This window comes from Mycobacterium sp. TH-M11 (genome assembly GCF_057473725.1).
The window spans coordinates 14,295-33,806 of the sequence record NZ_JBYCLD010000061.1 but is presented as its reverse complement, the minus strand read 5'-3'; the positions used below and the strand labels follow the sequence as shown (position 1 = coordinate 33,806).

The following is a 19,512-nucleotide window of genomic DNA, read 5'->3' as shown; positions in this document are numbered from 1 at the left end:
TCCGTGGTGATTCCGTCGGTCGGCCTGGCCAAGCACGCCCGCAAGGTGGCCTCCTGGGGCGCCGACGCGGTGATCGTCCAAGGCGGCGAAGGCGGCGGGCACACCGGGCCGATAGCTACGACACTGCTGCTGCCCTCGGTGCTCGACGCCGTGAGCATTCCGGTGATCGCCGCGGGCGGGTTCTTCGACGGCCGCGGCCTGGCCGCAGCGCTGTCGTATGGGGCGGCCGGGGTGGCTATGGGCACCCGGTTCCTGCTCACCTCGGATTCCACCGTGCCCGACGCGGTCAAGCAGCGTTACCTGCAGTCCGCACTCGACGGCACCGTCGTCACCACCCGCGTCGACGGCATGCCGCACCGGGTATTGCGCACCGGCTTGGTCGAGAAGCTGGAAAGCGGCTCGCGGGCAAGGGGTTTCGCCGCGGCGGTGCGTAACGCCGGCAAGTTCAAGAAGATGTCGCAGATGACTTGGGCGTCGATGATTCGCGACGGCCTGGCGATGCGGCACGGTAAGCAGCTGACCTGGTCGCAGGTGCTGATGGCGGCCAACACGCCGATGCTGCTCAAAGCCGGCCTGGTCGAGGGCAACACCGACGCCGGGGTGCTGGCGTCCGGCCAGGTGGCCGGCATCGTCGAGGACCTGCCGTCCTGCGCGGAATTGATCGACGCGATCGTCTCCGACGCCGTCAAGCACCTACAGGCCGCGACGGCCTTCGTGGAGTAGCTGAGCCTCGACGACCATCAGGGTGTGCCCGGTCGGGTCGCGGAACCAGAACATCGGCGGAATCGGTTCGCCCATTCTGGCCACGTCCGCATCGACGTCGAAGACATCATCGCCGGGATCTCGCGCCGAACGTGTAACCAGTGCGAAAATCCCGCTCTCGAGTAGCACTGGTTACACGTTCGGCAACCGTAAATCGACGCCGGAACCGGCAACGGCGGCCTGGCCAGGCGGTAACGTCACGTGGTGGACGGGAGGCAACCATGAAGCGCTGCATCGTCGGAGGATGTGCGGTCCTGCTGATGGCTGGAGTTCTGGTCGACTCGGCCCGCCGGCCCGCGCCGGATGCATCTCTGCCCCTGGCGTGATCAACAAGTGCGACGGACCCATCCAATCCGACGGCACCTGGCAGCGTTGTGTAATGACGACTCACCTGTCATACCAGGGCGCCAGCTCATTCCTGATACCCGAAAAGAGCTGCGAAACAATCGGGCCCGGTATGGCCGACCCGCCCGGGCACATCGACTGAGCTACAGCCGCTCGATGATCGTGACGTTGGCGGTGCCGCCGCCCTCGCACATCGTCTGCAGGCCGTAACGGCCGCCGGTGCGCTCGAGTTGATTGAGCATGGTGGTGAAAAGCTTTGCCCCAGTTGCACCCAACGGGTGACCCAGTGCGATCGCGCCGCCGTTGGGGTTGACCTTCTCCGGGTCGGCCTTGATCTCCTTGAGCCAGGCCATCACCACCGGCGCGAATGCCTCGTTGATCTCGACGGTGTCGATGTCGTCGATGGACAGACCGGTCTTCTCCAGCGCGTAGCGGGTGGCCGGGATCGGCCCGGTGAGCATGAAAACCGGGTCCGCGGCGCGGGCGCTGATGTGGTGGATGCGCGCCCGCGGCGTGAGGTTGTGGTCCTTGACCGCTCGCTCGGAAGCCAACAGCACGGCGCTGGCACCGTCGCAAATCTGACTGGCCATCGCGGCGGTCAGTCGGCCTCCTTCGACCAAGGGCTTCAAGCCGGCCAGCTTCTCCGGCGACGATTCACGCGGGCCTTCGTCGACCCGGAACGCACCGGATTCGGTTTCGACGGCAATGATCTCGTTGTCGAAGTGGCCGCCGCGGATCGCGGTGAACGCACGGTCGTGGCTGGTCAGCGCGTACTGCTCCATCTCCTCGCGCGACAGGTTCCATTTCTCGGCGATCATTTCCGAGCCACGGAACTGCGAGATCTCCTGGTCGCCGTAGCGGTGCAGCCACTGCTTGGACTCATTGGTCGGCGACGTGAACCCGAACTGCTCGCCCACGATCATCGCCGATGAAATCGGGATCTGGCTCATGTTCTGCACGCCGCCGGCCACGATGACGTCCGCGGTGCCCGCCATGATGGCTTGTGCGCCAAAGGAAATGGCCTGCTGGCTGGAACCACACTGCCGGTCCACGGTGACACCGGGAACCTCTTCGGGATAGCCGGCCGCCAGCCAGGAGAGCCGGGCGATGTTGCCGGCCTGCCCGCCGATGGCATCGACACAGCCGGCGATCACGTCGTCGACGGCAGCGGGGTCGATGTCGACCCGGTCGAGCAGTCCGCGCCAGCCGAGCGCGCCCAGGTCGACCGGATGCACCCCGGCCAGTGAACCGTTGCGCTTGCCCACTGCGGTTCGTACGGCGTCAATGACGTATGCCTGATTAATGGAGGCCATGCTCAACACTTCTTTCTCTGGTAATTCCGCCGAGGACGATGGCGAGATATTGCTGCCCCACCTGTTGCGCGGTGAGCGGTCCGCCGGGGGAATACCAGCGCACCGACACCCACGTGGTGTCACGGATGAAGCGGTACACCAAGTCGACGTCGAGATCGGGGCGCAAGTAGCCCTCTTCGATGCCCTGGTGCAGCACGTCGACCCACATCTTGCGCTGACGTTTGTTCAGGTCCTCGAGATAGGAGAACCGCGGCTGCGGCAGCAGTCGCTTGGCCTCGTCTTGATAGATGACCACCTGGGCGTGCCGATGCTCGATGGCGTCGAACGACGCCATGAACAGACCCTTGAGCCGTTCCAGCGAATTCGGTTGGTTATCAACAATTTCCTGGTAGCGGGCGAAAAGCCAGTCCATGAAATTGCGCAGGACCTCATCGACCATCTCTTCTTTGGAGGAGAAGTGGTGGTACAGGCTGCCGGACAGGATGCCGGCACTGTCGGCGATGTCGCGCACGGTGGTGGCGCGCAATCCGCGCTCGGCGAACATCGTCGCGGCGAGTTCCAGCAACTCGTCGCGCCGACTGTTCGGAGGCTCGCTCATGGGTGCTGACTCGACACCGAAATCACTTCTCCAGTAAGGTAACTCGAGTAGTCGCTGGCCAGGAACGCGATAGTCGAAGCGATTTCCCACGGCTCGGCGGCCCGGCCGAATGCCTCGTCGGCCGACAGCTGGTCGAGCAGTTCGCTCGAGCTGGTCTTGTCGAGGAACTTGTGCCGCGCGATACTCGGCGACACCGCGTTGATCCGCACCCCGTAGTCGACGGCTTCGATTGCGCTGCAACGGGTCAATGCCATCACACCGGCCTTGGCCGCGGCATAGTGAGACTGCGAGTGCTGGGCGCGCCAGCCCAGCACGCTGGCGTTGTTGACGATGACGCCGCCGTGGTCCGCGTCGCGGAAATACCGCAACGCCGCCCGCGTGCTGCGCAGCACCGAGGTCAGGGTGACGTTCAAAACGCGGTCCCACTCGTCATCGGTCATGTCGACGACCGGCGTCTGGCCGCCCAGACCGGCGTTGTTGACCAGCACGTCGAGGCGGCCCAGTCGTGCTGTGGTGGAGGCGATCAGCGCGTCGACCTGCGCGGTGGAGGTGACATCGCAGACCACGCTCTCCACCCGGCCGAGACCGAGCGCGGTCAGTTCGTCGCGGGTCTCGCCGAGCCGTCGTTCGTGGTGGTCGGAGACGACGACGTGAGCACCTTCCACCAGCGCCCGCCGGGCGGTGGCCGAGCCGATTCCGGTGCCGGCCGCAGCCGTGACGACCACGACCTTGTCCTTCAGCAGCCCGTGTCCGGCAACTTCTTTCGGCGCGACGGCCAGCGTCATCGAGCCTCCCTGGGTAGGCCGAGCACCCGCTCGGCGATGATGTTGCGCTGAATCTCGTTGGAGCCGCCGTAGATGGTGTCGGCGCGGGTGAACAGATACAGCCGCTGCCACTCGTCGAAGTCACCACCCGGCAACACCAGGCCGGCCTTGCCCTGCACGTCCATCGCGATCTCGCCGAGCTCGCGATGCCAGTTGGCCCACAACAACTTCGAGACGTTATCTTGCCCGGGTTGTTCGACGTCCATCGTCGCCAGCGCGTAGGACCGCATCGCCCGCAGGCCGGCCCAGGAGCGGGTCAGCTGTTCGCGGATCAGCGGATCCTCTGCCGCGCCAGTCTTTTTGGCGAGATCGACCACGGCACTGAGCTCGCGGGCGTAGACAATCTGCTGACCTAGCGTCGAGACACCGCGCTCGAACGTCAGCGTTCCCATCGCGACCCGCCAGCCGTCACCGGGCTCGCCGACCACCAGGTCGGCATCGGTGCGGGCGTCGTCAAAGAACACCTCGTTGAACTCGGAGTCCCCAGTCAGCTGGATGATCGGGCGGACGTCGACGCCGGGCTGGTCGAGCGGCACCAGCAGGTACGACAACCCGGCGTGGCGCTGCGAGCCCTTCTCGGTCCGCGCGACCACGAAACACCACTGCGCCCAGTGCGCCAGCGACGTCCACACCTTCTGGCCGTTGATCACCCACTGGTCACCGTCGCGCACCGCGGTGGTGGACACGTTGGCCAGGTCGCTGCCGGCGCCGGGCTCGGAGTAGCCCTGCGACCACAGTTCGGTGACATCGAGGATCCGCGGCAGGAACCGCTGCTGCTGTTCAGCCGTGCCGAACGCGATCAGCGTCGGGCCCAGCAGTTCCTCGCCGAAGTGGTTGATCTTGGCGGGCGCGTTGGCGATCGCGTATTCCTCGTAGAACGCGACCCGGTGCGCCACCGACAGGCCGCGGCCACCGTGTTCGACCGGCCACCCTAGACACGTCAGCCCGGCCTTGGCGAGATGCTGGTTCCAGGCGCGCCGCTCTTCGAACGCTTCGTGTTCACGACCCGGCCCGCCGAGCCCCTTGAGGGCAGCGAATTCGCCGACCAGGTTCTCGGCCAGCCAGTCGCGGACCTCGGCCCGGAACTCCTCGACGCCTTGCACCCTAGTAGGCTAACCTACCAAGCACTTGCTTGTTAGCCCGGCGCTAGCAATCAGCACTGAGGAGTTCGATGTCGAGCCACCCGCAGACCATTCCTGCGGCGTTGGAGCACACCGCAGGCGAACTGCCCGACCACGACGCGCTGGTCACCGCGGATCGGACCCTCACTTTCGCCGTACTACGCGACGAGGTGCGTCGTGCCGCGGCAGCCATGATCAGTCTCGGCGTGAACCCCGGCGACCGGGTCGCGCTCTGGTCGCCGAATACCTGGCACTGGGTGGTCGCCTGCCTGGCCGCGCACTACGCCGGGGCCGTAGTGGTACCGCTGAACACCCGCTACACCGCGGCCGAGGCCACCGACATCCTGGCCCGCACCGGCGCCCCGCTGTTGGTGGCGATGGGGCAATTCCTCGGGGCCCACCGAGTCGGCGACCTCGACCGCTCGACGCTGCCGCAGCTGCGGCACATCGTGCAGGTGCCCGTGGATGCCGACGACGGGACGTGGGACGCGTTCATCGGCCGTGGGTGCGATGTGGCGGCCGCCGATGCCCGGGCCTCGGCGGTCCGGCCCGACGACCTGTCCGACATCTTGTTCACCTCCGGCACCACCGGCCGCAGCAAAGGCGTGCTGTGCGCACACCGGCAGTCGCTGAACGGGTCCGCGGCGTGGGCGGCCATCGGCGCAATCACCAGCGACGACCGCTACCTGTGCATCAACCCGTTTTTCCACAACTTCGGCTACAAGGCCGGAATCCTGGCGTGCCTGCAGACCGGCGCCACCCTGATCCCCCAGTTGACCTTCGACGCCGAGCAGGCCTTGCGCACGGTCGCCGAACATCGAATCACCGTGCTGCCCGGGCCGCCGACGATCTACCAGACGCTGCTCGACCATCCTTCGCGCGGCAACTACGACCTGAGCTCACTGCGATTCGCGGTCACCGGCGCCGCGACGGTACCGGTGGTGCTGATCGAGCGGATGCAGAACGAACTCGACTTCGACATCGTGCTGACCGCCTACGGTCTGACCGAGTCCAACGGGATGGGCACCATGTGCCGCCCCGACGACGACGCGGTCACGGTTTCCACCACCTGCGGGCGGCCCATTGCCCATTTCGAGGTGCGGATCGAGGAGGCGACCGGTGAGGTGCTCCTGCGTGGGCCCAACGTGATGCTCGGCTATCTCGACGACCCGGACGCCACCGCCGCGGCGATCGACGCCGACGGCTGGCTACACACCGGAGACATCGGAAAGCTTGATGCCGCCGGCAATCTCGCGATCACCGACCGGCTCAAGGACATGTACATCTGCGGCGGGTTCAACGTCTACCCCGCCGAGATCGAACAAGTCTTGACGCGCCTCGACGGTGTGGTGGACTGCGCGGTGATCGGTGTTCCCGACGAGCGACTAGGCGAAGTCGGCCGAGCCTTTCTGGTGACGCGGGCCGATTCGGGGCTCGACGAAAAATCGGTGATCGACTACACCCGCGAATATTTGGCGAACTTCAAAGCCCCACGTTCGGTGAGGTTTGTCGAGGCGCTGCCCCGCAACGCGGGCGGCAAGGTGGTCAAACCGCTACTGCGAGAGATGGCGTAATGGATCTGCAATTCGACGACGCGACGCTGGCGTTCCAGCGGGAGGTGCGCGAGTTCTTCTCGTCGCACCGGCATGCGTTTCCCACACATTCCTACGACACGGCCGCGGGTTTCGAGCAGCATCGTGATTGGGACAAGGTGCTTTTCGACGCCGGACTTTCGGTGATCACCTGGCCGGAGAAGTACGGCGGCCGGGACGCGAGCTTGTTGGAGTGGGTGGTCTACGAGGAGGAGTACTTCCGCGCCGGAGCGCCGGGGCGGGCCAGCGCCAACGGCACCTCGATGCTGGCGCCGACGCTGTTCTCACACGGCACCGAAGAGCAGTTGGATCGAATCCTGCCGAAAATGGCCAGCGGCGAGGAGATCTGGGCGCAGGCCTGGTCGGAGCCGGAGGCCGGTAGCGACCTGGCTTCACTGCGCTCGACCGCGACGCGTACCGACGGCGGCTGGCTGCTCAACGGTCAAAAGATCTGGAGCTCGCGAGCGCCCTTTGGCGACAGAGCTTTCGGGTTGTTCCGCTCCGATCCCGAGGCGCAGCGGCATAGCGGCTTGACCTACGTCATGTTCGACCTGAAGGCCGATGGCATCACCGTCCGGCCGATCGCTCAGCTCGGCGGCGACACCGGGTTCGGTGAGATCTTCCTCGACGACGTCTTTGTGCCCGACGCCGACGTGATCGGCGCAGTGAACGACGGGTGGCGGGCCGCGATGAGTACGTCGAGCAACGAACGCGGTATGTCGCTGCGCAGCCCGGCCCGATTCCTGGCGTCGGCCGAGCGCCTTGCCCAAGTGTGGAAGTCCAAGGGAGACAGTCCGTTCGGAGATGAGGTTGCCGATGCCTGGATCAAGGCGCAGGCCTATCGCCTGCACACCTTCGGCACCGTGACCCGACTGGCGGGCGGCGGTGAACTGGGTGCCGAGTCGTCGGTGACCAAGGTGTTCTGGTCAGACCTGGACGTGGCGCTACACCAGACGGCGCTGGAGATCCGCGGCGCCGACGGCGAACTTGCGGATGCCTGGACCGACGGACTGCTGTTCGCCCTTGGTGGTCCGATCTATGCAGGTACCAACGAGATCCAGCGCAACATCATCGCCGAGCGGCTGCTGGGACTGCCCCGGGAGAAAGCCAAATGAGATTTGATCTCGACGAGCAGCAGCGTGACTTCGCCGCCAGCATCGACGCGGCGCTGGCCGCCGCCGATATACCGGGTGCGGTGCGCGCCTGGGCGCGCGGCGACACCGGGCCGGGTCGCAAAGTATGGGGGCTACTGGCCGACCTCGGCGTCACCGCGCTGGCCGTGTCAGAGCGGTTCGACGGCGTCGAGGCCCACCCGGCCGATCTCGTCGTCGCGCTGGAACGACTCGGCCGCTGGGGGGTGCCTGGTCCGGTGACCGAATCGATTGCGGTAGCACCGGTTTTGCTCGCCGACGACGAACGCAGCGCGGCGCTCGCGTCGGGTGATCTGATCGCCACGGTCGCCCTTCCTCCACACGTGCCGCGCGCCGTCGACGCCGATACCGCCGGCCTGACCCTGCTCGCCGACCCGGACGGAACGGTCAGCGAAGCGAGGGCCGCCGAGCAGCACGAGTCAGTCGACCCCAGCCGAAAGCTGTTCGCCGTCAAGGCCACCGATGCGCACTGGCAGGCCGACGTGCCGCGCGCCTACGAACTCGGCGCGCTGGCCACCGCTGCTCAACTGCTCGGAGCCGGCCAGGCACTACTGGACGCCGCGGTCGATTACGCCAAGCAGCGTACCCAGTTCGGCCGCGCCATCGGCTCGTATCAGGCGATCAAGCACAAGCTGGCCGACGTTCACGTCGCGCTCGAGTTGACTCGCCCGCTGGTGTACGGCGCCGCGCTGTCGCTGGCCGATGCAGCTCCTGACACCGCGCGAGATGTCAGCGCCGCCAAGGCTTCCGCATCGGACGCTGCCCTGCTGGCGGCGCGGTCGGCGTTGCAGACCCACGGCGCGATCGGCTTCACCGCCGAGCACGACCTGTCGCTGTGGCTGCTGCGGGTACAGGCGCTGCGACCGGCCTGGGGCGACCCGGCCACCCACCGGCGAAGGGTTCTGGAGGCGCTGTGACCAACGAGCGGGAATTGCTGCGTGAGACCGTCGCGGCCTTGGTGGGCAAGCACGCGTCCCCAGCGGCCGTCCGCGCGGCGATGGAATCCGAACGCGGCTATGACGAATCGCTGTGGCGACTGTTGTGCGAACAGGTCGGCGCCGCCGCGCTGATCGTGCCCGAGGAATTCGGCGGCGCCGGCGGCACCCTCGGCGATGCGGCCGTCGTCGTCGAGGAACTCGGTAAGAACCTGGTGCCCAGCCCGCTGCTCGGCACCACACTGGCCGAACTCGCACTACTGGCCGCCGACGAACCCGACACGGACACGCTCGGGTCGCTGGCCGAGGGCGCGATGATCGGCGCGGCGGTGTTCGACCGCGACTATGTGATCAACGGCGACGCTGCCGATATCGTGATCGAGGCCGTCGACGGCAAACTCGAGCGGTGGACCGAGTTCAGCGCCCAACCCGTCGCTGCGATGGATCCGACCCGACGGCTGGCCCGGCTGACTCCGGTCAGCACCACGCCGATCGGCGCCGATCCCGGGCTCGCCGACGCGGCGGCGATCCTGCTGGCCGCCGAACAAGTCGGCGCGGCCACCCGCTGTCTGGAACTGACCGTCGCCTACACCAAAGAGCGGCAGCAGTTCGGCCGGGCGATCGGCAGCTTCCAGGCCCTCAAGCACCGGATGGCCGACCTCTATGTCGCCGTCCAGGCCGCTCGCGCCGTGGTTTATGAGGCCTTGGAACCAGCGGATGTCGCGCTGTCGCCGACCTCTGCGGCGCTGGCCCGTGTGACGGCCAGCGAGGCGTTCAGCACGGTGGCGGCCGAGGGTATCCAGTTGCACGGCGGTATCGCGATCACCTGGGAACACGATATGCAGCTGTACTTCAAACGCGCACATGGCAGTTCGCAACTGCTGGGTCCGCCGCGCGATCACTTGCGCCGGCTGGAAGCCGAAGTGTTCTAGCCTTACCGTCATGACCGATGGGGTCGCGCTACGCGCCGGAATTCCGCCGTTTTACGTGATGGATGTCTGGCTGGCGGCTGCCGAGCGGCAACGCAGCCACGGCGATCTGGTGAACCTATCGGCCGGTCAGCCGAGCGCCGGGGCTCCGGAGCCGGTGCGCACCGCCGCCGTCGACGCGCTGAACCGCAACCAGCTCGGTTACACTGTGGCGCTGGGTATTCCGGAATTGCGGTCGTCGATCGCGGCGTCGTATCTGGACCGCTACGGCGTGCAGGTAGACCTTGACGACGTGGTGGTCACGACGGGCTCGTCCGGGGGCTTTCTGCTGGCGTTCCTGTCCTGCTTCGACGTCGGCGACCGGGTGGCGGTCAGCAGCCCCGGGTATCCCTGCTACCGCAACATCCTGTCGGCGCTGGGGTGCGAGGTTGTGGTGATCGAATGCGGACCCGAGACCCGATTCCAGCCGACCGCGCAGATGCTGGCCGAACTCGACCCACCGGTGCAGGGTGTGGTGGTGGCCAGCCCCGCCAACCCGACCGGCACGGTCATCCCGCCCGAGGAGCTCGCCGCGATCGCGTCCTGGTGCGACGAGACTGGCGCGCGGTTGATCAGCGACGAGGTCTACCACGGACTTGTCTACGACGGCGCCCCACCGACCAGCTGCGCCTGGGGCACGTCACGAAATGCGTTTGTGGTCAACAGCTTTTCCAAATATTTCGCGATGACGGGTTGGCGGCTGGGCTGGCTGCTGGTGCCGGCCGAGCTTCGTCGGGCGGTAGACCGTCTGACCGGCAATTTCACCATCTGCCCTCCCGTATTGTCTCAGCGCGCCGCGGTCGAGGCGTTCACGCCACAGTCGGTCCAGGAAGCCGAAGGGCACCTGCACCAGTACGCCGCCAACCGCACGGCACTGCTCGACGGTCTGCGGCGCATCGGCATCGACCGGCTGGCCCCCACCGACGGCGCGTTCTACGTGTACGCCGACGTCTCCCATCTCACCGACGACTCAATGGTGTTCTGTTCGAAGCTGTTGGCCGACACCGGAGTAGCGATTGCGCCCGGCATCGACTTTGACCCGCAACGTGGTGGCTCCTATGTCCGGCTGTCCTTCGCGGGGCCCTCACACGACATCGCGGAAGCGCTGCGACGCTTGGGTGCCTGGCTGCCTATTCGAAACGGTGGTGGATCGTAAGGCCGCCGACGAACAAGGCTGATCACGATCGGCGCGATGCCCGCCCGGCTCCTGCGGAACGGGCTCAGGTGAACCACAAACGAAATCCTGAGAGCCGCCAACCGAACCAGATGTTTCATCCACGCATCGGCCGTCTTCCTTCACCGATTCCGCAGATCACGCCCAGGTGACTTCCAGAAACCTTTTATATAGTCACCGACAGTTGGCCAGGAGGCCGCGTTCGCGTGACGCCGGATCGCGCGGGTCCACTCACCGACACAGTGGTCGTCCCGTTACGCCAAAGGAGTTCCCATTGCACAGCAACAGATTTCGTGCTGGGCTTAGCTCGCTTGCTATCTGCGCGCTGGTGTTGTCGGGGTGTGGCAGCAACGGCAGCAGTAACGCATCAAGTCCTGGACACGTGCAATGCGGCGGCAAGAAGGAGCTGCACGCCAGCGGCTCCACTGCCCAGGAGAACGCGATCGAACAGTTCGTCAACGCCTACGTCCGCGCCTGCCCGGGCTACACCCTCGATTACGACGCCGACGGCTCCACGGCCGGGCTCGCGCACTTTGTGAGCGACCAAACTGACTTCGCAGGTTCCGACGTGCCGATGAATCCGTCCGACGGCGGACCCGACCGAGCCGCGGCCCGGTGTGGTTCCCCCGCCTGGGAGCTGCCGACGGTATTCGGCCCCATAGCCCTGACTTATCACCTCAACGGCGTCAGCTCGCTGAGCTTGGACGCCCCGACGACCGCCAAGATTTTCAACGGCACAATCACCACCTGGAACGACCCGGCGATCCAGGCACTCAATTCGGATATCACGCTACCTGCGACCCCCATCCAGGTGATCTACCGCAGCGACAAATCGGGGACCAGCTACAACTTCCAGAAATACCTCGCAGCCGCATCTAACGGCGCCTGGCGTAAGGGCGTCAGCGAGACCTTCAACGGGGGTGTCGGCCGGGGTGCCAACGGTAACAACGGCACGTCGGCACTGGTGGAGGCCACCGAAGGGTCGATCGCTTACAACGCGTGGTCGTTCGCGGTGGGCAAACAGTTGAACATGGTCGCGATCGTCACATCGGCGGGTCCCGAGGCGGTGCCCATCACCCCTGAGTCTGTCGGCAAGACAATTGCCGGTGCCAAGTTCCAGGGTGACGGCAATGACCTGGTGCTCGACACGTCGTCGTTCTACAAGCCCACCCAGCCCGGTGCCTATCCGATCGTGTTGGCGACCTATGAGATCGTCTGCTCGAAGTACCCGGATCCCGCCACCGCCACCGCGGTCAAAGCCTTTATGCAGGCCGCTATCGGCCCTGGCCAACAGGGCTTGGAACAGTACGGATCGATTCCAATGCCGGAGGCATTGAAGTCGAAACTGGCGTCGGCAGTCGACGCGATCTCGTGACCGATCGAAGGGGGTATGGCTTGTGAGCGGCAAGTTCCCGGATTCAAAGGTGGGTCGCCAGTTGGGGCCCTACCGACTGACGCAGTTGATCGGCCGCGGCGGAATGGGCGAGGTCTACGCGGCCGAAGACACCCGCAAACGGCGGGTGGTGGCCTTGAAGCTGATCTCCGAGCAATTCTCCACCAATCCGGTGTTCCGCATGCGAATGCAGCGCGAGGCGGACGCCGCGGGCCGGCTGACCGAACCGCATGTGGTGCCCATCCATGACTACGGAGACATCGACGGCCAGTTCTACGTCGACATGCGGTTGATCGACGGGATCTCGCTGAGCGAGGTGCTTCACCGTGATGGCCAGTTGTCGCCGCCCCGAGCAGTGGCCATCGTGCGACAGATCGCCGAAGCCCTGGACGCCGCCCACGCCATCGGGGTGACGCATCGCGACGTCAAGCCCGCAAACATTCTGATCACCAGCACCGACTTTGCCTATCTGGTCGACTTCGGGATTTCGCGTGCTGCCAGCGACCCGGGGCTCACCCAGACCGGGATGACGATAGGCACCTACTACTACATGGCCCCGGAGCGTTTCACCGGCGACGCGTGCACTTCCAGCTCCGACGTGTATGCGCTGGCCTGTGTGCTGAGCGAGTGCCTGACCGGTGCGCCACCGTTCCGCGGCGACAGCATCGAGCGGTTGATCGGTGCGCATCTGACGGAAGCGCCGCCGCGACCCAGCCAAGTGCGCCCCGGTGTCGTGCCGACCGCGCTCGACCGGGTGGTCGCCAAGGGGATGGCCAAGAATCCCGCCGACCGCTACGCGACCGCCGGCGCCTTGGCCAGCGACGCTCACGATGCGCTGACCATCTCCGACCAGCACGATGCCACCACGATTCTGCGTCACGGCAAGCAAGGGAGCCTGTCCAACGGCCATGCGGCCGTCGGCGGTGCGCCGCGGGTGGACCACGGCTCCACGACGGCCCTCTACGAGGCCAGACCGGCCAGTCCCTCGTCGTCGCTCCTGGCTGGGAACCCGTCAGTTCCGGCCCACGCGCCCAACTCCACCCCGCCGGATAAGTCCAACCCGAACGGCAAGCGCACGAGGTGGATCGTCGTGGGCGTCGCGGCGACGGTGCTCGCCGCGGCGCTCGGGGGCGCCGCGTACCTGGTGAGCCGCCCATCAGTCACCAACGCGTCGACATCCTCCGGACAGCACGCGCTGCAGTTCGACGGCCTGGACTTTCGGCTTTCGCCGAGCGGGGTAGCGGTGGACGGCACCGGCAACGTCTACATCACCAGCGAAAGTATGTACGGGCGGGTGTTGGAACTGACTCCTGGATCGACCAAGCCGTCGATGCTGGCGTTCGAGGGCCTCTACCAACCCCAGGCTCTGGCGGTGGACAAATCCGGCGCGGTGTATGTGACGGACTTCCACAATCGTGTGGTCAAGCTGGACGCGGGCGCGCAGCAGCAGACCGTGCTGCCCTTCGATGGCCTCAACTATCCCGAGGGGGTAGCTGTCGATGCTCAGGGCAACGTCTTTGTCGCCGATCGGGGCAATAACCGGGTGGTCGAGTTACAAGCCGGGTCCAACCACCAAACAGTATTGCCGTTCGACGGCCTTCGCGATCCCGACGGCGTGGCTGTCGACGGCGCGGGCAATGTCTATGTCGCCGATACCGACAACAACCGGCTGTTGAAGCTGGCCACCGGATCAAGCGCGCAGGTTGTCATGCCCTTCACCGACCTCAGCGCGCCGTGGGGCGTGGCGGTCGACAGCAGCGGCAACGTCTACGCGACCGAGCATGACACCAACAAAGTCGCGAAACTAGCTGTGGGCGCAGTTGATTCGACCGCACTGCCTTTCAACGGCCTCAGCACCCCGTTGGCGGTCGCCGTCGCGGGTAGCGGGACCGTCTACGTGGCCGACCGCGGCAACGACCGAGTGGTCGCGTTGCCGCACTGATCAGTTCCGTCGAAACGTGTTGTATGACAGCGACTTAGAGACAGTTCCCTACTTCTTGCCGCTGCGGGCCAATCCAAAAATGCCGCGTGGGCGAGTGGTTTGCCCGTCGGGGTGGCCATCGCACCATTGCCCCGGCGGCACTTGCCGTTTGACTGATTCGACGTGCAAACCGCAACCACCCCACGTCGTCTTTCCGCATGTGCGGCATCGAACGGGATAACACATGGCAACTCGCTCAGCCGTGGGTGCGGGGACGGTTGATTTGACTGAACTGCGGGGCGCGCACCAACACGGTGACCGCGTCGAACAGCGCCAGCGCCTCGTCCTCGGCCGGCACGGCGGTGAACACCGGCCCGAAAACCGTATGCCCGTCGATGGACAGTAGCGGGCTGCCGCCGGTGTCGCCCAGCGCGTCTTGGCTGGCTTGATGAAACCGCGTCACCGTAGCGTCCAGCGCGCCGTTGTCCAACGCCGCCGCGGTGGTTCGTTCGGCACCCACCGCGCGGGTGACGTGGTCGACCAGGTCGGCATCGACGGCCGCTGAGTGATCGAAGTACTGCTCGGCGAAGGCGATATAGGCCTTGCCGAGCACCCCGGCACCCAACTCGTCGTGCAGTGCGGCCATCAGGCGCCCGACCCGTCGAGAATCGTCCATGCGGGCCCGCTGGGGCGGGGGCAATTCCTGACCCTCGTTGAGAACCGCCAAATTCATCATGTGCCAGTCGATGTCGAAACCGGCCCGGTCCGCGGTGGCGGTAATCCAACGGGCGGTGTTCCACGAAAACGGGCACACCGGATCCAGCCACAGGCTCACCGCACGCGCGGAGTGGTCCTGCATGCGTTCGTCGGTCAACATCTACTCCTTCTAGGTCCGAACACGAGCGATCCAGCCCGCGCTTGCGTAGGCGCCAAGTCGTAGGTGACTGCCCTTGTGATACGCCCCACCGTATACGCGCGAGGCCCTGCGGCGCCACCTCCTACTATACCCGGCGGGGTATTCTGCAGGGTTTCCTTCCGGCGATTTATCGGCGAAACCCATTCCGGCGACGCCGAAGTCTGCGAGTTCGTATTCGTTGGTGAGGTAGACGATTGACGCCGGCGCCTGCCGGACACGGTTTCGGTGTCGTCCGGTGGCCATCGCTCACTCCTCCGTCATGGGGCGTCCGGGAATACCCGCAGGGGTATCGCTATTGTAAAGGGCATGACAACCAACAACCACTACCACGACGTTCTCGGCGACCTCAACCCGCAACACCGTGAGCTGCGGCAGAAGATCCCGGACGTGTACCGGGGATTCAACGAGATGGGCAAGGCCGCGCTGGCCGCGGGCGCCTTGGAGACCAAACACAAAGAACTGATCGCGATGGCCATCGGCGTCGTCGCCGGATGCGACGGTTGCATCGCGTCCCACGCCCGGGGAGCGGCTCGAGCAGGCGCTTCGAAAGAGGAGGCCGCCGAGGCGATCGGCGTGAGCATCCTGATGCATGGTGGACCCGCCACCATTTACGGGGCGCGCGCCTACACGGCATTCTGCGAATTCGCCGATGCCGCTCACGATGACAACCAGCAGCCCGCCCGGTGAAGCCGGGCACCACTTACCCCTCAGTCAACCCAACACCATCAGAAGGAACACGGTCGATGTCTGTAAAAAACCTCACCGCAACGGATTTCGAGTCGACCATCGTCGACAACCCCGTCGTACTGGTCGACTTTTGGGCGCCCTGGTGCGGTCCGTGTCGGGCGTTTGCGCCGATCTTCGAGCGCGCCGCGCAAGAACACCCCGCTGTCGTGTTCGCCAAGGTGAACACCGAGGCCGAACCGGAGTTGGCGGCAACTGTCAACATCCGCTCGATCCCGACCATCATGGCGTTCCGCGAAGGCATCCTGGTCTACAGCCAGGCCGGCGCCATGCCGAGAGCCGCGCTGGAGGATTTGATCAGCCAGGTCGAAGAACTCGATATGGCTATGGTCCGCACCAAGATTGCCGAGCGAAAGACCGCCGCACGGAGCTGACGGCGGCGGAAAGCGCATACCCCCCGGGGCAGGCTATACTGGGCCAAAGCCATGGAGGTTTACGTGACTGACGATGTCGAAAACATGAATGCGGTGCTCAGCCGACTACGGCGCGCGCAGGGGCAGCTTGGCGGAGTCATCTCGATGATCGAGCAAGGCCGCGATTGCAAAGACGTCGTCACACAGCTGGCGGCGGTCTCGCGGGCGCTGGATCGCGCCGGCTTCAAGATCATCGCATCCGGCATGCGGCACTGCATCACCGGCGCGGAAGCGGGCGCAACGGCACCGCTGACCGAGGCCGAGCTCGAAAAGCTCTTTCTGTCCTTGGCGTGAGCGCACGCCGTCAGGCTGAGACAATCGTGGCGTGAGCCTGGTTATCTCCGACCACGAACGCGCCGCGCTGGCCGACGTCGCACGGTTTCCGTTGCTGGCCGCGATGACCGGTCGCAGATCGCGCCGGTTTCCGGTCGGCGGCCGGATTCCCGACGGCGCGCTGGCTTATACCAGCCGACGGCCCGTCCAGCCGCTGTCGGAAGTGGAACGGGCACTGGTCATCGCGGTGACCGGCGGGGTGACGGGCTGGAACTTCGGCATCACTCACCATCCCGGCTATGCGCCGTCGTTCCCGAACTACTCGGGGAGCGCGACGGGCCGAAGCTTCCCGTCGGCGGCAGGGTTTCACACCAGCCAATTGTTTTTCAGCGACGACACTGGAACCTACCTGTTGCCCAGCCGCGACGAGGCTCCGCGCGAATTCGACAGCATCGAAGGATGGATTGGCCACACCGCGAATTCCTATGTTCAGATTTCGGACACCCGGCTCGAATTGCCCTGCGAAGAGCCGTACATGGAGGGTCACAACACCTGGATCGGCAACCACCCGGGCAGCCTACTGGCCTTTCCCGCAGCCGATCTCGCCGAACACCTGATGGAGAACCTGTGGTTCTTCGCCGCCAACGGCTATCCGGTAACCGACGATATCAACGGCCGCAAAATTCCTGGCCTAGAACGCTTTACATCGCTCGACCATGCCGATGACCCACTGCCGTTGTCATTCGTCGAGCAGTACACGATCACCGAGGCAAGCGCGGAACTGGCGATCGCGACCAACAACGGGGTGCTGGCATTGCAGGCGATGGGTCTCGGTGGCTGGACGTATGACGGGCTCGACCGGTTGTCGGTGCTGGGCGGCTCCGGTGACCCGCGAGCCCCCGGTCTGGGGTTTGTCGCCGACCACGACGACCGCTGGCCGTTCCCCAATGCGACTGGGCTGCCGGGCTTCTTCGAGACCCTGAGCCCGCCGCATGTGCCGTCGATCGCGGCCGGGGTGGAGAAGCTGGTCGCCCGAAAGTTCGGACCTGGCGGACCATTTCACGCCGAGACGCCGGGTCCCTGGTCGGATACCGCCAAAGTGCGCGGCTCGGCCCTGCCGCCGGCTGGAATCCAGGAGATGGTGACTGCCGAAGCGTCCTACATCTACGACACCTTCGGCAAAATACCCGGGACGATGCCGACGGTACACGTACTCATGTACCTGCAGGCGCAGCATCTCGACACCGACTTCTACGACGAGCTATTCGGCCCCGGAGCGTATTTGGGTACACACGCCGGTCATCAGGCACGCTGGCATTGACGACGGGGGCCCGTCGCCAACTCAGGTTCGGCTGTTCAGGGTTTCCTTGAGCTTGGCGATTGCGAAGCCCCAGCCCTGCTCGACGGTAGGTTTGGGAGGGATCGAAATTTCGTCGGGGTTGGTTCGAATGTCCAGCAGATAAGGGCCGTCGTACGCCAAAGCCGCTGCTACCGCATCTGATACCTCGTTGGGTCGGACAACCAGCGAAGACTCCAACCCCATGGCGCGGGCCACGGCGGCGATATCGGGGTTGTCGAGTTGCGTTCCGTACTCCGGCAATCCACTTTGTTCTTGCTCGAGTTTGACCATGCCGAGTCGGCCGTTGTTGAAGACCACGAATTTCACCGGCAGCCGATAGGTGACCGCGGTACGCAGGTCGCCGAGCAACATCATCAGGCCCCCGTCGCCGCAGCAGGCAATCACCTGCCGAGAACGGTCCAGCGCCGCGGCCCCGAGTGCCTGTGGCATGGCGTTGGCCATCGAACCCAAGTTGTACGACCCCAGAAGGGCGCGGCTACCGCGCATTTCGATAAAGCGCGACAACCACACGGTGGCCATCCCGGTATCGGAGGTGAAGACGGCGTCATCGGCGGCCGCAGCGTCGAGCACAGCGGCAACCAGTTCCGGCCGGATCAGCTCTTCGGGGTTGTCGAGGTGCTTGCGGATCCGTCCCAGCAATTTGCGATCGTGGTCGGGGTCGGCGAGCCGCTGCTGCGCGGAGTGCCACAGCTCGAATTCACGACGGTGCCGGTCCAGGAACCCGGTGTCAGACCGTGCAGTGAGTTGTGGCAGCAGCTGTGCCAGGGTCCGTTTGGCATCTCCGACGACTGGAACTGCCACCGACACGCGCCGACCGATATGCTCTGGGCGCGTGTCGATTTGGATGACGGTCTTGTCATGCGGGAGCCAGTCGCGATACGGGAAGTCGGTGCCGATGAGAAGCAACGTATCGGCCTGATGCAGCGCGAGATGGGCGGCGGGGTTGCCGATGAGGCCCGTTTGCCCTAATTGGTAAGGGTTTTCGCCGTCAAATCCAGCTTTTGCCTTCAACGTCAGCACCATGGGCGCTGCCAATGCCTTGGCTGTTGCCAGCACTTCGTCACGCGCCTCGCGCGCACCGCATCCGACCAGAAGCGCGACCTTCTCGGCCCGGTTCAACGTGTCGGCGGCGAGCTGGATATCGCCCGGGTCGGGCGACTGGCCCGCGCGGGACACGGCGAATGTGGCGCGGGATTGCGATACGGGCTGTTCTCCCATGTCGCCGGGGATGGTCAGTACCGCGACACCTCGGCGAGCAAGTGCGGTATTGACCGCTTGCTCGAGCAGGTACGGCATCTGGCTTGGGTTGGTGACCGTCTCGTGAAACTCACTGACGCCGGCAAAGACTGCGTCGTTGTCGACCTCCTGGAAGAAATTGCTGCCGATATCCGCAGTCGGGACCTGCCCGCAGATGGCGAGCACCGGGGCATGTGATTTCTTCGCGTCGTACAGACCATTGAGCAGGTGCAAGGAGCCTGGGCCGACAGTTCCCATGCACACTCCTAGCGTTCCGGTGAGTTGCGCCTGCGCTCCCGCCGCGAACGCCGCAACTTCCTCATGACGCACCCCGACCCATTCCAGCCGGTCCTCGCGGCGGATTGCGTCGGTGATGGGGTTCAGCGCGTCGCCGACGACCCCCCATACTTGCCGAACTCCCAGATCGACGAGGGCCGAGACGATAGTTGAAGCGACGGTAGGCAATGGCTCTC

At 65.5% G+C, this 19,512-nt stretch carries 19 protein-coding genes and 1 pseudogene; 13 read left to right on the top strand and 7 right to left on the bottom strand.

Going from position 1 to position 19,512, the window contains the following annotated elements; translation table 11 throughout:
• Positions 1-723 (top strand): (3aS,4S,5R,7aS)-5-hydroxy-7a-methyl-1-oxo-octahydro-1H-indene-4-carboxyl-CoA dehydrogenase (ipdC, locus tag AC2VOG_RS02425; protein ID WP_486938318.1); only part of this gene is annotated, 723 nt, incomplete at its 5' end.
• Here the strand turns inward: ipdC and AC2VOG_RS02420 are convergent.
• Positions 694-891 carry a hypothetical protein gene (locus tag AC2VOG_RS02420; protein WP_486938317.1) on the bottom strand — a complete coding sequence of 66 codons (198 nt, stop codon included), beginning with the start codon at positions 889-891 and terminating at the stop codon, positions 694-696. The genes ipdC and AC2VOG_RS02420 overlap by 30 nt on opposite strands.
• Positions 892-983: 92 nt before the next feature.
• On the opposite strand from AC2VOG_RS02420, the pseudogene AC2VOG_RS02415 reads away from it, so the two are divergent.
• Positions 984-1,249, top strand: a pseudogene (locus AC2VOG_RS02415) (CDGP domain-containing protein).
• 1 nt (position 1,250) lies between these two features.
• Here the strand turns inward: AC2VOG_RS02415 and fadA6 are convergent.
• Genes fadA6 through ipdE1 form a run of 4 tightly spaced genes read right to left on the bottom strand, consistent with a single transcriptional unit; the run spans position 1,251 to position 4,945 of the window.
• The gene (gene fadA6 / locus AC2VOG_RS02410; protein ID WP_486938322.1) at positions 1,251-2,411 is read right to left on the bottom strand and encodes a steroid 3-ketoacyl-CoA thiolase FadA6; all 1,161 of its coding nucleotides are present in this window, start codon (positions 2,409-2,411) and stop codon (positions 1,251-1,253) included.
• Positions 2,407-3,018 carry a TetR family transcriptional regulator KstR2 gene (gene kstR2 / locus AC2VOG_RS02405; RefSeq protein WP_486938316.1) on the bottom strand — a complete coding sequence of 204 codons (612 nt, stop codon included), beginning with the start codon at positions 3,016-3,018 and terminating at the stop codon, positions 2,407-2,409. Before kstR2 ends, fadA6 begins: the two co-directional genes overlap by 5 nt.
• Positions 3,015-3,803: a (5R,7aS)-5-hydroxy-7a-methyl-1-oxo-2,3,5,6,7,7a-hexahydro-1H-indene-carboxyl-CoA reductase gene (gene ipdF, locus AC2VOG_RS02400; protein ID WP_486938315.1), complete on the bottom strand. Its 789-nt coding sequence runs from the start codon at positions 3,801-3,803 to the stop codon at positions 3,015-3,017. Before ipdF ends, kstR2 begins: the two co-directional genes overlap by 4 nt.
• The gene (gene ipdE1 / locus AC2VOG_RS02395) at positions 3,800-4,945 is read right to left on the bottom strand and encodes an acyl-CoA dehydrogenase IpdE1 (RefSeq protein ID WP_486938314.1); all 1,146 of its coding nucleotides are present in this window, start codon (positions 4,943-4,945) and stop codon (positions 3,800-3,802) included. The genes ipdF and ipdE1 overlap by 4 nt, the downstream gene beginning before the upstream one ends.
• A 68-nt stretch (positions 4,946-5,013) precedes the next feature.
• On the opposite strand from ipdE1, the gene fadD3 reads away from it, so the two are divergent.
• The 7 genes from fadD3 (at position 5,014) to AC2VOG_RS02360 (ending at position 14,118) form a co-directional block, all read left to right on the top strand.
• Entirely contained in the window at positions 5,014-6,537 is a 1,524-nt protein-coding gene (gene fadD3 / locus AC2VOG_RS02390; RefSeq protein ID WP_486938313.1) for a 3-((3aS,4S,7aS)-7a-methyl-1,5-dioxo-octahydro-1H-inden-4-yl)propanoate--CoA ligase FadD3, read from the top strand.
• On the top strand, positions 6,537-7,670 hold the full coding sequence (locus tag AC2VOG_RS02385; RefSeq protein WP_486938312.1) for an acyl-CoA dehydrogenase family protein: 1,134 nt from the start codon (positions 6,537-6,539) through the stop codon (positions 7,668-7,670). Before fadD3 ends, AC2VOG_RS02385 begins: the two co-directional genes overlap by 1 nt.
• Positions 7,667-8,623: an acyl-CoA dehydrogenase family protein gene (locus tag AC2VOG_RS02380; RefSeq protein WP_486938311.1), complete on the top strand. Its 957-nt coding sequence runs from the start codon at positions 7,667-7,669 to the stop codon at positions 8,621-8,623. Before AC2VOG_RS02385 ends, AC2VOG_RS02380 begins: the two co-directional genes overlap by 4 nt.
• Entirely contained in the window at positions 8,620-9,573 is a 954-nt protein-coding gene (gene ipdE2 / locus AC2VOG_RS02375; protein WP_486938310.1) for an acyl-CoA dehydrogenase IpdE2, read from the top strand. The genes AC2VOG_RS02380 and ipdE2 overlap by 4 nt, the downstream gene beginning before the upstream one ends.
• 10 nt (positions 9,574-9,583) lie before the next feature.
• Positions 9,584-10,765 carry a pyridoxal phosphate-dependent aminotransferase gene (locus AC2VOG_RS02370; protein WP_486938309.1) on the top strand — a complete coding sequence of 394 codons (1,182 nt, stop codon included), beginning with the start codon at positions 9,584-9,586 and terminating at the stop codon, positions 10,763-10,765.
• Positions 10,766-11,057: 292 nt separating this feature from the next.
• On the top strand, positions 11,058-12,158 hold the full coding sequence (gene pstS, locus AC2VOG_RS02365) for a phosphate ABC transporter substrate-binding protein PstS (protein WP_486938308.1): 1,101 nt from the start codon (positions 11,058-11,060) through the stop codon (positions 12,156-12,158).
• Between the two features lie 22 nt (positions 12,159-12,180).
• Complete coding sequence (locus AC2VOG_RS02360; RefSeq protein WP_486938307.1) at positions 12,181-14,118, top strand: serine/threonine-protein kinase PknD; 1,938 nt, start codon at positions 12,181-12,183, stop codon at positions 14,116-14,118.
• Positions 14,119-14,353: 235 nt separating this feature from the next.
• Here the strand turns inward: AC2VOG_RS02360 and AC2VOG_RS02355 are convergent, their stop codons facing one another.
• Positions 14,354-14,956 (bottom strand): mycothiol-dependent nitroreductase Rv2466c family protein, encoded by a 603-nt coding sequence (locus AC2VOG_RS02355; RefSeq protein ID WP_486938321.1) that lies wholly within the window; start codon positions 14,954-14,956, stop codon positions 14,354-14,356.
• A gap of 363 nt (positions 14,957-15,319) precedes the next feature.
• On the opposite strand from AC2VOG_RS02355, the gene AC2VOG_RS02350 reads away from it, so the two are divergent.
• From AC2VOG_RS02350 to AC2VOG_RS02335, 4 genes are all read left to right on the top strand, one after another.
• Positions 15,320-15,700, top strand: coding sequence for a carboxymuconolactone decarboxylase family protein (locus tag AC2VOG_RS02350; RefSeq protein ID WP_486938306.1), 381 nt, complete (start codon positions 15,320-15,322; stop codon positions 15,698-15,700).
• A gap of 56 nt (positions 15,701-15,756) precedes the next feature.
• Positions 15,757-16,131 (top strand): thioredoxin, encoded by a 375-nt coding sequence (gene trxA / locus AC2VOG_RS02345; RefSeq protein WP_486938305.1) that lies wholly within the window; start codon positions 15,757-15,759, stop codon positions 16,129-16,131.
• Between the two features lie 84 nt (positions 16,132-16,215).
• On the top strand, positions 16,216-16,464 hold the full coding sequence (locus tag AC2VOG_RS02340; RefSeq protein WP_486938320.1) for a metal-sensitive transcriptional regulator: 249 nt from the start codon (positions 16,216-16,218) through the stop codon (positions 16,462-16,464).
• A 31-nt stretch (positions 16,465-16,495) separates the two neighbouring features.
• Positions 16,496-17,764, top strand: coding sequence for a hypothetical protein (locus tag AC2VOG_RS02335; protein ID WP_486938304.1), 1,269 nt, complete (start codon positions 16,496-16,498; stop codon positions 17,762-17,764).
• A 21-nt stretch (positions 17,765-17,785) separates the two neighbouring features.
• Here the strand turns inward: AC2VOG_RS02335 and AC2VOG_RS02330 are convergent, their stop codons facing one another.
• A complete protein-coding gene (locus AC2VOG_RS02330) occupies positions 17,786-19,504 on the bottom strand; it encodes a thiamine pyrophosphate-dependent enzyme (protein ID WP_486938303.1) in 1,719 nt (572 codons plus the stop codon).
• Between the last annotated feature and the right edge of the window lie 8 nt (positions 19,505-19,512).